Here is a 14,216-nt window from a genome sequence, read left to right on the forward strand (position 1 = left end):
AATCACCGCAGGCCGCAGGCTGTTGGTTCCTCAGCCGGGCCGGTTCACCCGGCCTGCCCTGGCCTGAAAGTCCATGGCGGCCACCGGACGAAATGGTTAGCATCCCTAAATATGCCTGAGACTCATGGATCTACGGTGGAGCTTTCCCCGAGCGGCACCCGGACCGGCCCGCGAGGCACGAAGGGGCGGCGGGGCGGCACCGGCCTGCCCGGCGGCAAGCACGGCGGGCAGGCCGCGGACGGAGCCCGGCCGGACGGTGCCGGGGCCCCGGCCGACGGCGGCGGGAGCCCGGGCGAGGGTTCGGCCGCCGACGGGACCGGTACGGGCTGGCTGCGCCGGCTGATCGGCTACTGCTGGCGCTCGCGGCGCAGCGTGCTGCTCGCCTTCGGCGCCTCGATCGTCGGGATGGCCGTCACGGCGCTGGTGCCGCTGGTCACCAAGTTGATCATCGACGACGTCATCACCGCGCACACCCGCTCGCTGGCGCCGTGGGCCGTGGTGCTGCTGGCGGCGGCCGCCCTGGTGTTCGCCTGCACCCAGGTCCGCCGCTACTACGGGGGCCAGCTCGCCCTCGACGTCCAGCACGACCTGCGCAGCGACCTCTTCCGTTCGCTCGGCCGGCTCGACGGCCACCGGCAGGACCGCCTCGACACCGGCCAGGTGGTCGGCCGGGCCACCTCCGACCTCCAGCTGATCAACGGCCTGCTCTCGATGCTGCCGATGATGACCGGCTACCTGCTGATGTTCGTCATGTCGCTGGCCGTGATGCTCTGGCTGTCGCCGCCGCTCACCCTGATCGCGCTGGTCATGGGCCCGGCGCTGTGGTGGGTCTCGGTCCTGAGCCGCAAGCGGCTGTTCCCCGCCACCTGGGCGGCCCAGCAGGAGGCGGCCGCCGTCGCGGGTGTGGTCGACGAGTCGGTCGGCGGCGTCCGGGTGGTCAAGGGCTTCGGCCAGGAGTCCCAGGAGCTGGACAAGCTGGCGGCGGCCTCGCACAACCTGTTCGCCGCCCGGCTCCGGTCGATCCGGCTCAACAGCCGCTACAACCCGGCGATGCAGGCGATCCCGGCGCTCGCCCAGGTCGCGGTGCTGGCCTTCGGCGGCTGGCTGGCGGTCGAGGGCCAGGTCACCCTCGGCACCTTCGTCGCCTTCTCCACCTACGTCGCGCAGATGACCGGTCCGGTCCGGATGCTGACCATGGTCATCACCGTCGGCCAGCAGGCCCGGGCCGGTGTGGAGCGGGTGCTGCAGCTGATCGACGAGCGGCCGCTGGTGCAGGAGCGCCCGGACGCCGTCACCCTCGACTTCACCCGCGCCGACGGCTCCCACCCGGCCCACGACGACGCCGGACCGACGCCGGCCGCCGCCGCCGACCGCTTCGGGCGGCCCGTCGGCCCCCGGACCACCGAGGTGGCGCTGGAGTTCGACCAGGTCGAGTTCCGCTACGACCCCGAGCACCCCGCCCCCGTCCTGCACGGGCTCACCCTGAAGCTCGCCCCCGGCGAGACGCTGGCCCTGGTCGGCGCGTCCGGCTCGGGCAAGTCGACGGTGGCGCAGCTGGTTCCCCGGTTCTACGACCCGGCGGGCGGCGCGGTCCGGCTCTACGGCCACGACCTGCGCGACCTCACCCTCGACTCGGTGCGGTCGGCCGTCGGCATCGTTCCCGAGGAGAGCTTCCTGTTCTCCGAGACGGTCCGCACCAACATCGCGTACGGGCGGCCGGACGCCACCGACGAGCAGGTCGTGGCGGCCGCCCGGGCCGCGCAGGCGGACGAGTTCGTCCGGGAGCTGCCCGACGGGTACGCGACCAAGGTCGGTGAGCAGGGTCTGACCCTTTCCGGCGGCCAGCGCCAGCGCATAGCCCTGGCCCGGGCGATCCTCACCGACCCGCGGATCCTGCTGCTCGACGACGCCACCTCGGCGGTCGACCCGCAGATCGAGGCGGAGATCCACGACGCCCTGCGGTCGGTGATGGCCGGCCGCACCACGCTGCTGATCGCGCACCGCCGGTCGACCCTCCAGCTGGCCGACCGGATCGCGGTCCTGGACCACGGCCGCCTGCTGGACATCGGTACGCACGAGGAACTCGACGCCCGATGTCCCCAGTACCGCGTCCTGATCTCCGACCCCGAGGCCGGCCGGACCAAGCCCCCGACCGCCACCGCCACCGCCACCACCGCCGGTGCCGTCACTGCCGAGACCGACACCGAGACCGAGTCCGAGTCCCGGCCCACGGGCGCCCCCGTACCGCCGCCCGCCGTCGCCCCGCCGACGCCCGCCCCGCCGTCGCCCGCCCTGGCGACGCCCGCGCTGGCCAAGGCGGCCCGCACCGCGGACCCCGCCCTCCTCGACAAGGTCGCCGCCCTCCCGCCGGCCACCGACACCCCGGCGGTCGCCCGGGCCGAGGCCGAGGCCGGCGACCCGGACTTCAGCCTCCGCCGCCTGCTGCGCCCGTTCCGCCGCCCGCTCGCCCTCGCCCTGCTCCTGGTCACCCTGGACGCGGGCGCCGGGCTGGTGCTGCCGATCCTGATCCGGCACGGCATCGACGACGGCGTGAGCAAGGGCCTGATGTCGGGCGTCGCCGCCGCCTCGCTGGTGGCGCTGGTGATCGTGCTGCTGGACTGGCTGGTGCAGAGCGCCGAGAGCCGGGTCAGCGGCCGCACCGGAGAGCGGGTGCTCTACACCCTCCGGCTCAAGATCTTCGCGCACCTCAACCGGCTCGGCCTGGACTACTACGAGCGCGAGCTGTCCGGCCGGATCATGACCCGGATGACCACCGACCTGGACTCGCTGACCTCCTTCCTGCAGACCGGGGTGGTCACGGCGGTGGTCAGCCTGTTGACGTTCCTCGGCATCTTCGCCGCCCTGCTGATCATCGACGCGGGCCTGGCCCTGGTGGTCTTCGCCGTGCTGCCGCTGCTGGTGGTGGCGACGCTGGTGTTCCGCAAGAAGTCCAAGACGCAGTACGAGATCTCCCGCGACCTGATCAGCACGGTCAACGCCGACCTCCAGGAGAACGTCGCGGGCATGCGGATCGTCCAGGCCTTCCGTCGGCTGGACGCCAACACCGACCGCTTCGTCGCCCGGGGGATGGCCTACCGCGAGGCCCGGGTGCGGGCGCAGCTCTACATCTCGCTGTACTTCCCGTTCGTGCAGTTCCTCTCCAGCGTCGCCGCCGCACTGGTCCTGATCGTGGGGGCCTCGCGGGTCGACGCCGGGACGCTGACGGTCGGCGCCCTGGTGGCGTACCTGCTCTACATCGACCTCTTCTTCGCACCGGTCAACCAGCTCTCGCAGGTGTTCGACGGCTACCAGCAGGCCGCCGTCGGTCTGGGCCGCACGCGTGAGCTGCTGCGGACCCCGACCACCACCGCCGAGGCCGCCGATCCGGTGCCGGTGACGGCGGCGCTGCGCGGCGAGATCGAGTTCGTGGGCGTCGGCTTCGCCTACAACGGCGGCGCCGACGGCGCCCGGGAGGTGCTCACCGGAGTGGATCTCCGGATACCCGCCGGCCAGACGGTGGCGCTGGTCGGTGAGACGGGCGCCGGCAAGTCGACCCTGGTCAAGCTGGTCGCCCGGTTCTACGACGCGACCTCCGGCACCGTCCGGGTGGACGGCGTCGACCTGACCAGGTACGACCTCGCGCAGTACCGCCACCGGCTCGGCGTCGTGCCGCAGGAGGCCTACCTGTTCGCGGGCACGGTGCGCGAGGCGATCGCGTACGGCCGGCCCTCGGCCACGGCGGCCGAGGTGGAGGCGGCGGCCCGGGCGGTCGGTGCGCACGACATGATCCGCCACCTGTCCGACGGGTACGACCACGAGGTCACCGGCCGTGGGCGGAACCTCTCGGCGGGGCAGCGCCAGCTGATCGCGCTGGCCCGGGCCGAACTGGTCGACCCGGACATCCTGCTCCTGGACGAGGCCACCGCCGCGCTCGACCTGGCCACCGAGGCGGCGGTCAACCACGCGGCGGACCGGCTCAGCGGCGGCCGCACCACGCTGGTCATCGCCCACCGCCTCACCACCGCGGAACGCGCCGACCGGGTCGTCGTCCTGGACCACGGCAGGGTGGTCGAGGACGGCACGCACACCGAACTGCTCGCGCGGGGAGGCGTGTACACGCGGCTCTGGCAGGCGTTCATCGCCGACAAGCACCCGGTGCCCGACGAGGCGGCGGGCCAGGTCCTCGGCCGCTGAGCCTCCCGGTCCCGCAGTCCGCCGTCCGGCCGTCGCGCCGAACCGGCGTCAGGCCGCGATCAGCGAGGTGAGCAGCGCGGAGGCGTCGATCCCGCGCGGCAGGTCGCTGACCTGACCGTCACCCACCTCCACCACCCGCCAGCCGGAGCCGTCGGCCCGGCTGGCGAGGTCGGTGGTGACGAAGCGGCAGCCGAGGGCACGGACCAGCGGCCGGACGTCGGTGAGGTCCGGTTCGGCCGACTGGCCGGGCGTGTCCGGATGGGGCCCGACCAGCACGGGTTCGCCGTCCAGCCACCAGACCCGGGCCTCCACCGCCCGCTCGTCCTCGCCCCGGCGGGCCCCGGAGGCACCGTCGCTCGCGCCTTCCCCCGGTTCCTCCGGCCCGTCCCCGTTCCCGCCGCTCCCGTTCCCGCCGCTCTCGTTCCCGCGGCTCCCGTTCCGCCCGCTCCCGGCGTCCCCGGCCCGTCGGAACTCCTCGTACCGGCGCAGCACCACGCCGCCGGTGAGGTACTCGCCCTGCAACTCGACGAAGCGCGCCACCACCCGCCCGACGGCGGCCAGGTCGGCCATGTCGGGGACGTAGCAGGCCTCGTGCCACTCGTGCTTCCGGGACTTCACGTAGTCCTTGACGATCGCCGGACCGCGCCCGCCGAGCCGCTCGACGGCGGCGGCGAGTTCCGCCGGCTCCGGCCGGGCCGCCGTCCGCACCGGAATCCAGACGCTCGGCGGTGTCGCCCCCTCGAACACGCCGTACCAGCCGGGCAGTTCGTGCGCCGAGGCGTATCCGGCCGCGCTGGTCAGCAGATGGGCGCCGCGCCCGGCCAGCGCCCGGGCGAAGGCCGCGTAGTCGGCCGACGGAACCATCCAACCCCGGTACCAGAGCGGGCCGCAGTCCCGCGGTACCTGACGGACCGCCTCCTCCGCGTTCCCCGCGAGCAGTGCGTCGTGGTCGACGAGGTACAGCTCACCACCCAGGCCCCGCAGGACACGGGCCTCCCAGGCGAAGTGCGGATCGGGCCGGTGCGGGTTGAGCGGGTCGGCCGGGAAGAGGAGCGCGGGTGCGGGCATGGGCGTCAGGCTACGTCCACCGGCCGTTTCCGGCGGTGCCAACACCCCTTCTCCGCCGGGGCGATGCCGTTCCCGCGGCCCATCGTCCGCTCGACGCCGCACCGCCCGCAGTCCGTCCGACGCCGCCCGCCCATCGACCCGCCCGCAATCCGTTCGACGCAGCCGGGCCGAACTGGGAAGGTGACCCGATGCGAAATCTGTGGCGACGCGCGAAGCGAACCCCGAGGCAGGCCGCCCGGACGGTGGTACTCGACGAGAACGGGTCGGTCTTCCTCCTCCGCTCGGACAACAGCGAGGTCGGCGTCCACTGGACCATGCCCGGCGGCGGCATCGAGAAGGACGAGACGCCGTGGACCGGCGCCCGTCGTGAGCTCTGGGAGGAGACCGGCTGGACCGATCTCGAACCCGGTCCGTTGCTCTGCACCTGGGAACACGACTTCACCTGGCACGGCATACCCGTCCGCCAGCACGAGCACATCTACCTGACCAGCGGGCCGCACCGGGAGCCGGTGGGCGACCTCAGCGCGATGCACGCCGCCGACCGGATCCTCGACTGGCGCTGGTGGACGGCCGACGACCTCACCGACGAAGGCGCCGACGCGGTCTGGCCGCCTCGGCTCGCGGAGCTGCTGGCCGACGTCCGGGAGGGCTGGCTGGCCGACCGCCGCCAGCCGGTGCCCGTCGAGTTCGGCTACGTCCCGAACGCGCCGAGGGTCTGACGCGCCCGACGCCTCGGCGTCCTGGACGAGGCGGCGCCCCTGGCGGCCGGCCCGGTGGCTCCCGACGGCCCGTCCCCCGCAGCTACGAGGGCTGCTGCTGCCCGCCGCGTCGGCCCGCCCGCCCGGCCGGGCCGACCTGCCAGCCGTGCAGGTCGAGCTCCCGGTCGTGCAGCGCGCCGGGGTTGATCAGCACCGAGAGCTGCGCGGAAGCCAGCTGGTCGAGGGCGAGGCCGGTGGCGGACAGCAGGTGGTCGGTCGACACCGAGACGGCGATGGCGGGTCGCCAGCCCGGCAGGATCACCAGACTGGTGCCGCGGCCGATGCGCACGGGCTCGGCCGCCACCCGGACCGGCCGCCGTTCTTCGGGGCGGCCGACGGCCTCGGGGAGCTGGGGGGTGCTGCCGATCAGGATGCCCAGCGGCGTCTCGGCGCTCCCGCCGGTGGCGTTCCCGCCGGTGGCGTTCCCGTCGTTACCGTCCGCCTCCTCACCGGCGCCGGCCACCGACCCCGCCGCCCCGACGAGCGGGTCTGGGGTCGTCGGCGGCAGGAGGAGCGCAGGAGCGGCGGCCCCGGCGCCGGAAGCCTCCAGCGGCCGGTCCGGTCCGGGGGCCTCCGGGTGCATCCGGCGTAGCCGCCGGGAGGGGGAGGGCCGCTTGGACAGGACGGTCCGCAGCTCCGCCTGAGCGGCCCGGAGCACGGGGACGCTGCGTTCCTCCGTCGGCTCCGGCGCCCGGAGCCGTACGAACGCCTCCGGGCCGGTGGTGGACGCGGTCCGGGGCTCGTCCGCCGCTCCCGCTTCGGTGCCTCCGAGGGCTTCGGCGAGCAGCGCGCGGACCTCGGCGACCGGCCGACGACAGGCGGCGGCCAGCTCGGCGAGCGAGCGGCCCTGGCCGTGGGCGGTGCGCAGCCGGTCGGCCAGCCCCGCGCGAAGCCGGGCGGCCGCCTGTCCGTTCGCGTCGACGGCACGCCCGGCGCCACCCGGGCCATCGCCGCCATCGCCGCCGACACCGCGGCTACCGGCGCCTTCACCGGGGCTTCCAGCAGCGCCGGTGCCGGAGTCCCGGACGTCCTCCCCGTCGGCCCCACCGCCCCGGGGCCGCGGCACGGACCCGTCGGCGGAGGCCCCGCCGGCACCGTGGTCGCCGGCCGGGGCCGCCATCGTGCAGCGCGAGTCCACGGCTGCGGTGCTCGCCCCGGTTCCCGGTATGCCCTCGGTGGCAGGCGTCCGGTGGGACCCGTGGGACGCGCAGGCCACGACTACGTCGGACGCACCGCCCCCGGACGCACCGCCCCCGGGCACGCCGACCGCGAGCGCGCCGACGGAGGACGCGCCGGCGGTGGATGGGCCGGACGGGGGCAGGTCGGCGGCGTTCTGATGGAGCGTGGTCATCGGCAGGTGCCCTTCGGGGTACGGTCCCGATGATCCTCCCGCACGCCGGGACCAGCTCCAAGCGCCTTACCGGCGGGTGTGTGCGAGGACACCGCCCTGGTCAGCTCCGCTCCCGCTGTGCCGCCCGCCGTGCGGCCCGGGCTCAGGCGCCCGGTGCGACGAACCCCTTGAGGTCGGCCAGCACGGCATTGGCCGCCAGGACGCCGAGCCCGAGGAACCAGGTCTCGTCCGAAACCGGCCGCGCCTGGCCGGACTTGGTCGCCCCGAGGGTCTTCCAGAGCGCGCCGCCGAGCACCGCGTCCTGGTTGGTGGAGCTGGGGCTGCCGTACACACCGTAGAAGATCCAGTCGGCGTCGGCCTTGTCGATCTGCTCGGGGCTGATCTCGACCGCGAGTTCCTTGACCTGCTCGATCTTGGGCTGCGGCAGCGGCACGTCGGTGAGGATGGTGCCGATGAAGGAGAGCTCCGCGTAGAGCCGGGTCTTGCCGGGCATGAAGCGCAGCGGCGTGATGGTGGGCCGCTCGTCGCCCAGCCCGGCGCCGATCGCGGTGGCCGCGGCCTGGTACGCGTCGAGCTGGGCCTGGGCCTGCGCCTCCAGCCCGAACGGCGCGGCGTTGAGCTTGAAGTTCTGCTTCCAGGGGTAGCCCGGGCGCAGTGAGAAGACGGTCGGCGCGATCTTGGAGAGCTGCGCGTACTGGTCCTGCGCGCGCAGCTGGCTGCCGAGGATCAGGTCGGGCTTGAGCGCGGCGATGGCCTCCAGGTTGAGGCTGTTGACGGTGCCGACGGCGGCCGGGCTGCCGACCGCGTCCTTGAGGTAGGCCGGCATGCTCTTGGAACCGTCGGTGTAGACGACGCCGACCGGCTGGATGCCCAGGGCGACGACGTTGTCGAGCTCGCCGGTGTCCAGCACCACGACCCGGACCGGCTTGGCCGGGATGACGGTCTCGCCCATGGCGTGCTTGACGGTGCGCGGGTAGACGCCGGGGGCGGCGTCGGTGCCGAAGTCCTTCATCTTCTCGATCACGGCGGCGTAGTCGTCGCCGCCCTGCTTGACCGACTTCTGGTTCGGCGAGGAGCCGGACGAGGCCTGCGCCGACCCGCTCGCGGCTCCGCCGGAGCTGCCGCAGGCGGTGAGCAGCCCGCCGAGGCCGAGGACGGCACCACCGGTGAGCCCGGCGGCGAGGAACCGCCGGCGGGACGGGGTGCGGCTGACGAGGGTCCGGTCGGCGGGGTGGGGGGCCACGCGACGCTCCTTCTCGATCGATCGATGTTAGGTGAGGCAAACCTATCCGACGGTTCGGACCGGATCGATCGAGGGTTCGGAGTGCGGGGAGAAATCATCTCAACCCATGACATAAGGGATAAATCAAATCGCCCTCAGTCCTTGGAAGCCAAGGTACATGAGTCTAATTGCCATGATTACCCTGCTCAGTCCTCATTTGCGACGAAGGAATCGAAGCGAGTGGCTCAGATCACCAAGGGTTGGCCTACACAACCTTCGACGCCTCCACCTAGGGTGCGCAGGTGTTTGATCAGCATCTCTCAGAGCACGGAAGCAGCGGACGGGCAACGGCGCCCGCCGCTCCGCAGGGCGCCCCGGACAGTGGCGCCAGTGGTGGAGTCCCCGACCGGGGGGCGGCGGGGGCAGCGGGGGACAAGGGCCTACGGGGGAACTCGGTAGGCCTGTTGGGCAGCGTGGTCCTGGGCCTCTCCACGGTCGCCCCGGTCTACTGCCTGACCGCGACGCTGGGCCCGACGGTCACGGCCGTCGGCGTGCAGATGCCCGCGGTGTTCCTGGCCGGCTTCCTGCCGATGCTGCTCGTCGCGTTCGCCTACAAGGAGCTGAACAAGGACTTCCCGGACTGCGGCACGTCCTTCAGCTGGACGGTCCGGGCCTTCGGCCCCCGGGTCGGCTGGATGGCGGGCTGGGGCCTGACGGTCGCGACCATCATCGTGCTCTCCAACCTGGCCGGGGTGGCGACCGACTTCCTCTACCTGATGCTCGGTGAGATGACCGGCAGCGGCGGGATCGCCGAACTGAACGACAACAAGGCCGTTCACCTGCTCACCGTGGTCGTGCTGATCGCCGCCGCCACCGCGATGAGCTACCGGGGGATGACGGCCACCAAGTGGTTCCAGTACAGCCTGGTCGGCCTCCAGCTGGCCGTCCTGGTGCTCTTCTCGGTCATCGCCATCGGCAAGGCCGCCGCCGGCGACCTGCCGCACTCGATCGGCTTCTCCGCCTCCTGGCTCGACCCGCTCCAGGTGAGCTCGTTCAGCGCGTTCACCGCCGGGCTGTCGCTCTCGATCTTCATGTACTGGGGCTGGGACACCTGCCTCACCATGAACGAGGAGACCCTCGGCAGCGCCAAGACCCCGGGCCGGGCCGCGATGATCTCCATGGTCACCCTGGTGGGCTCGTACCTGCTGGTCGCGATCGCCGCCCAGATGTTCGCCGGCGTCGGCGCCACCGGTACCGGTCTCGGCAACCCGGACACCGCCGACAACGTCTTCTCCGCGCTGGCCCGGCCGGTGCTCGGCTCGCCGTGGAGCATCCTGCTCTTCCTGGCCGTCGTCGCCAGCGCCGCCGCCAGCCTGCAGACCACCTTCATCCCGGTGGCCCGCACCCTGCTCGCGATGAGCTCCTACCGGGCCGTGCCGCCGCGCTTCGGCACCGTGCACCCGCGCTTCCGCACCCCCGGCTACGCGACGGTCGCCGCCGGCGCCGCCACCGCGGTGTTCTACGTCGGGATGAGCCTGATCAGCGAGAACGTCGTCCAGGACACCATCCTGGCGCTCGGGCTGATGATCTGCTTCTACTACGCCCTGACCGCCTTCGCCTGCGTCTGGCACTTCCGCGCCTCGCTGCGCACCAGCCCGCGGAACCTCGTGCTGCGCGGCCTCGCACCCCTGCTCGGCGGGGTGCTGCTCGCCGGTGTCTTCCTGCAGACCCTCACCGACGCCTGGGACCCGGAGTACGGCAGCGGCGCCGTCCTCGGCATCGGCTCGGTGTTCGTCATCGGCGTCGGCATCCTGCTGCTCGGGGCGGTGCTGATGACCTGCTACGCCGCGTTCCGGCCCGAGTTCTTCCGCGGCGAGACCCTGCACGCGGGAACGCCCGCGCTGGTCGTGGAGGACTGACGCTATCCTCGAACGCATGAAGCGCTTCGCAGGTCTCGACTGGTGGCCGTCCTAGGACGGCCACCAGCCACGCCTGACCAGGGCCGTCCGGATGGACGGCCCTGTCGCGTTCTCCGACGAGACGGGCCCGGAACCCCGGACGGCCGCCACCACCGCCGTTCCGAGGAGAGATCCGATGACCACCACCGTCCCCGCCGCCACCGCCACCGCCACCCATCCCGCCGTCGACCGGCCGACCGTCGACCATCCGACCGTCGACCGGCCCGGCGCAGATCTGGACGAGCTGATCCGCCGGGACCCTGGCGCCCACCGTGTCCTGACCGGCGACCGCCCCACCGGCCCGCTCCACCTCGGCCACTACTTCGGCACCCTGCAGAACCGGGTCCGCCTCCAGCGCCTCGGCACCGAGATGTTCGTCGTGGTCGCCGACTACCAGGTCATCACCGACCGGGACGTCGCCGACCGCCTCGCAGAGCACACCGAGAACCTCGTCCTCGACTACCTGGCCGCCGGGCTCGACCCGGACCGCGCCACGATCTTCGCCCACAGCGCCGTCCCCGCCCTCAACCAGCTCCTGCTCCCCTTCCTCAGCCTGGTCAGCGTGGCGGAACTGGGCCGCAACCCCACCGTCAAGGACGAGATCGCCCACTCCGGCCAGTCCGTGGTGAACGGGCTGATGTTCACCTACCCCGTCCACCAGGCCGCCGACATCCTCTTCTGCAAGGCGAACGTCGTGCCGGTCGGCCAGGACCAGTTGCCCCACCTCGAAGTGGCCCGCACCGTCGCCCGCCGCTTCAACGAGCGCTACCCGCACCTGGACGGCACCGGTGTCTTCCCCCGCCCGGACGCCCTGCTGTCCGCCGCCCCCATGCTGCTCGGCACCGACGGCGGAAAGATGAGCAAGAGCCGCGGCAACGCCGTCGCGCTCTCCGCCACCGCCGACGCCACCGCCCGGCTGATCCGCGGCGCCAGGACCGACACCGACCGCCGGATCACCTACGAGCCGGCCGCCCGGCCCGAGGTCTCCAGCCTGGTCCTGCTCGCGGCGCTCTGCCAGGACCGCGCACCGGAACTGGTCGCCGAGGAGATCGGTGACGGCGGCGCCGCCGCACTGAAGCGCACGGTGACCGAGGCCGTCAACGAACGCTTCGGCCCGATGCGCGCCCGCCGCGAGGAACTCGCCGCCGACCGCGGATACGTCCGACAGGTCCTGCGGGACGGTGCCGAACGGGCCAACGCCGTCGCCGACGCCACCCTCGCCGAGGTCAGGGCGGTGATGGGATCGGTCTGAACCGAACGGGGCATACCACCTCCGGGCGGCTCCGGCCGGTCTGAGCGCGTGTCACCCCTCCCCACAGCGCCACCCGCACCCCTGGAAGGATCCCGGCCATGGACCAGTACCCGACCACGCCCGGCCGCGGGCTGACCCGCCCGCCGCAGCTCCGTCCGGGGGACCACGTCGTCGTGGTCGCCCCCAGCAGCCCGATCGACCCCGAGCGGCTCACCGCCGGGTGCGCGATCCTGCGCTCCTGGGGGCTGCGGGTCACCGTCGCCCCGCACGTCCTCGACACCCACCCCACCCTCGGCCACCTGGCCGGCACCGACGCGGACCGGGCGGCGGACCTCCAGTCCGCCTGGCTCGACCCCACCGTCGACGCCGTCATCTGCGCCCGCGGCGGCTACGGCGTCCACCGCATGGTCGACCTGCTCGACTGGGACGCGATGCGCGCCGCCCCGCCCAAGGTCCTGGTCGGCTTCAGCGACGTCTCCTCCCTGCACGAGGCCTTCGCCCAGCGCCTCGGCGTGGCCACGCTGTACGGGCCGATGAGCTCCGGCGCCTCCTTCATCGCCGACGGACCGACGGCCGAGCACCTGCGGCGCACCCTCTTCGACCCCTCGGCCACGACGGTCCTCACCTCGGCCACCGCCTCGGCCCTCGTCCCCGGCCGGGCCCGCGGCATCACCGCCGGGGGCTGCGTGCACGTCCTCACCGCCGAGCGCGGCACGCCCGCGGGCCGGCCGTCCTACGCCGGCAGCATCCTGATCCTGGAGGACGTCAACGAGCATCCGTACCAGCTCGACCGCCTCCTCACCCAACTGCTGCGCTCCGGCGCCTTCGAAGGGGTCGCGGGGATCGCCCTCGGCTCCTGGGAGGGCTGCGGCCGCCCCGAGCGGGTCCGGGACCTCATGCTCGACCGGCTCGGGCCGCTCGGCGTACCCGTCCTGTGGGAGCTGGGCTTCGGCCACTGCCCCTCCACCCTCACCGTCCCGCTGGGCCTGCCCGCCCTGCTCGACGCCGACGCCGGGACCCTCACCCTGGAGACGCCCGCACTCGCCGCCCGCTGAGGCCGGCCGCGCCAGGATCAGTAGGGTGCGGCCATGAACGAGGACACCCTCATCACCCTCGCGCTCGGCCTCCTCCGGGGGCCGGGCAGCAATGCCCGCGCCATCCTCGGACTTGCCGGCCCGCCCGGCGCCGGCAAGTCCACCCTGGCCCGGTACCTGGTCGCCGAGGTCGAGCGACGGGAGGGACCCGGCAGCGCCGCCTACCTCCCGCTCGACGGCTTCCACCTCTCCGCCGCCCAGCTTGACCGGCTCGGCCTGACCCACCGCAAGGGCGCGCCGGCCACCTTCGACGCGCACGGCTACGTCGCACTGCTGCGCCGGGTCGCGGCGGACCGGTTCCAGCCCATCTACGTCCCCGACTTCGACCGCCGCCTCGACGAACCCGTCGCCGCCCGCCATGTCGTGCCGCCGCAGGCCCGCCTCGTCGTCACCGAGGGCAACTACCTCGCCGCCGCCGAACACCCCTGGCCGGACGCCCGCCGACTCATGCGCGAGCTCTGGTACGTCGACACCGAGGACAGCCTCCGCGAGGAGCGCCTGGTCGAGCGCCACCGGGCCGGTGGCCGCGACGAGGCCACGGCCCGGCAGTGGGTCACCGGCAACGACCACCCGAACGGCGAGTACGTGAAGGCCGGCCGCTCGCTCTGCACGCGGACGGTACCCGGCACCGGGTTGCCTCAGGCTCCGGACGGGCGTAGTGTTCTCTAGTCGCTCGGCTGGGAGCACCGGACACGTGTCTACGCGGACGGTCCCGGAGCGGCCAATCCCTTGAAACATCACTTCCCGGTTCGGGCTGGGTTGTGCTTTGTCATTTCGACGGCAGGCACGGCTCATGCCTTATTCGGTGTGCCTGTTTATATGGATTGCGGCCGGATTCGCCTTTCGGGGCGGGGATCGGCTAGAGTTTGAAACGTCGGACAGGGCGTCAAGCCCGGGAAGACACCAGCGAGTTGGATGAACGAAGCGCCGGAAACGGAGCGGAAAACATCTGGTAAGCTGGAAACACGAAAGAACGAAGCGCCCGGAGGGCCCGCTGGAAGGCGGTCCGAAGGAAGTGTCCGTTCCTTGAGAACTCAACAGCGTGCCAAAAGTCAACGCCAGATATGTTGACATCCCCGGCCTTGATCCTTGTGATCGGGGTTGGAGATTCCTTTATGAAGTAAACACTAGCGAGGACGCAGTGCGCGGGGCCGCCCTATTCCGGTGGTTGCCGTGCCGCTCGACGCGAGTGCAGCCCGCGCTCTTCATTGAGCACAGTCGGGAAGACATTCACGGAGAGTTTGATCCTGGCTCAGGACGAACGCTGGCGGCGTGCTTAACACATGCAAGTCGAACGGTGAAGCCCTTCGGGGTGGATC

Annotated in this window: 9 protein-coding genes and 1 rRNA gene; 7 read left to right on the forward strand and 3 right to left on the reverse strand. The window is 72.7% G+C overall.

Annotation, left to right across the window (positions count from 1 at the left end):
• Window positions 1–330: 330 nt before the first annotated feature.
• On the forward strand, window positions 331–4,194 hold the full coding sequence (locus ACFWA9_RS16865) for an ABC transporter ATP-binding protein (RefSeq protein WP_380387911.1): 3,864 nt from the start codon (window positions 331–333) through the stop codon (window positions 4,192–4,194).
• A gap of 48 nt (window positions 4,195–4,242) precedes the next feature.
• On the opposite strand, the gene ACFWA9_RS16870 is transcribed toward ACFWA9_RS16865, so the two are convergent.
• Window positions 4,243–5,262, reverse strand: coding sequence for an ATP-grasp domain-containing protein (locus ACFWA9_RS16870; protein ID WP_380387890.1), 1,020 nt, complete (start codon window positions 5,260–5,262; stop codon window positions 4,243–4,245).
• 188 nt (window positions 5,263–5,450) lie between these two features.
• Between ACFWA9_RS16870 and ACFWA9_RS16875 the strand changes: the two genes are divergently transcribed.
• Entirely contained in the window at window positions 5,451–5,981 is a 531-nt protein-coding gene (locus tag ACFWA9_RS16875; RefSeq protein ID WP_380387893.1) for an NUDIX hydrolase, read from the forward strand.
• Window positions 5,982–6,063: 82 nt separating this feature from the next.
• On the opposite strand, the gene ACFWA9_RS16880 is transcribed toward ACFWA9_RS16875, so the two are convergent.
• Window positions 6,064–7,371 (reverse strand): hypothetical protein, encoded by a 1,308-nt coding sequence (locus tag ACFWA9_RS16880; protein ID WP_380387896.1) that lies wholly within the window; start codon window positions 7,369–7,371, stop codon window positions 6,064–6,066.
• Between the two features lie 142 nt (window positions 7,372–7,513).
• On the reverse strand, window positions 7,514–8,614 hold the full coding sequence (locus ACFWA9_RS16885; protein WP_380387899.1) for an ABC transporter substrate-binding protein: 1,101 nt from the start codon (window positions 8,612–8,614) through the stop codon (window positions 7,514–7,516).
• A gap of 440 nt (window positions 8,615–9,054) precedes the next feature.
• Here ACFWA9_RS16885 and ACFWA9_RS16890 point away from each other — a divergent pair, with 440 nt between their 5' ends.
• The 5 genes from ACFWA9_RS16890 to ACFWA9_RS16910 form a co-directional block, all read left to right on the forward strand.
• Window positions 9,055–10,512, forward strand: a complete 1,458-nt coding sequence (locus tag ACFWA9_RS16890; RefSeq protein WP_380387913.1) for an APC family permease — start codon at window positions 9,055–9,057, stop codon at window positions 10,510–10,512.
• Window positions 10,513–10,687: 175 nt separating this feature from the next.
• Window positions 10,688–11,803 (forward strand): tryptophan--tRNA ligase, encoded by a 1,116-nt coding sequence (gene trpS / locus ACFWA9_RS16895; RefSeq protein WP_380387902.1) that lies wholly within the window; start codon window positions 10,688–10,690, stop codon window positions 11,801–11,803.
• Window positions 11,804–11,901: 98 nt separating this feature from the next.
• A complete protein-coding gene (locus tag ACFWA9_RS16900) occupies window positions 11,902–12,858 on the forward strand; it encodes an LD-carboxypeptidase (protein WP_380387905.1) in 957 nt (318 codons plus the stop codon).
• Window positions 12,859–12,891: 33 nt separating this feature from the next.
• Window positions 12,892–13,566: a nucleoside/nucleotide kinase family protein gene (locus tag ACFWA9_RS16905; protein WP_380387908.1), complete on the forward strand. Its 675-nt coding sequence runs from the start codon at window positions 12,892–12,894 to the stop codon at window positions 13,564–13,566.
• 560 nt (window positions 13,567–14,126) lie between these two features.
• Window positions 14,127–14,216, forward strand: a 16S ribosomal RNA gene (locus ACFWA9_RS16910); the annotation flags it as partial.

Origin of the sequence: Kitasatospora sp. NPDC059973 (genome assembly GCF_042737525.1) — a bacterium.
In the GTDB taxonomy this organism is placed as follows: domain Bacteria; phylum Actinomycetota; class Actinomycetes; order Streptomycetales; family Streptomycetaceae; genus Kitasatospora.

Excerpts from the sequence above, each read along its gene's own strand:
- ACFWA9_RS16870 (WP_380387890.1), bottom strand. The coding sequence starts at position 5,262 with ATGCCCGCACCCGCGCTCCTCTTCCCGGCCGACCCGCTCAACCCGCAC.
- ACFWA9_RS16875 (WP_380387893.1), top strand. The coding sequence starts at position 5,451 with ATGCGAAATCTGTGGCGACGCGCGAAGCGAACCCCGAGGCAGGCCGCC.
- ACFWA9_RS16880 (WP_380387896.1), bottom strand. The coding sequence starts at position 7,371 with ATGACCACGCTCCATCAGAACGCCGCCGACCTGCCCCCGTCCGGCCCA.
- trpS (WP_380387902.1), top strand. The coding sequence starts at position 10,688 with ATGACCACCACCGTCCCCGCCGCCACCGCCACCGCCACCCATCCCGCC.
- ACFWA9_RS16900 (WP_380387905.1), top strand. The coding sequence starts at position 11,902 with ATGGACCAGTACCCGACCACGCCCGGCCGCGGGCTGACCCGCCCGCCG.
- ACFWA9_RS16905 (WP_380387908.1), top strand. The coding sequence starts at position 12,892 with ATGAACGAGGACACCCTCATCACCCTCGCGCTCGGCCTCCTCCGGGGG.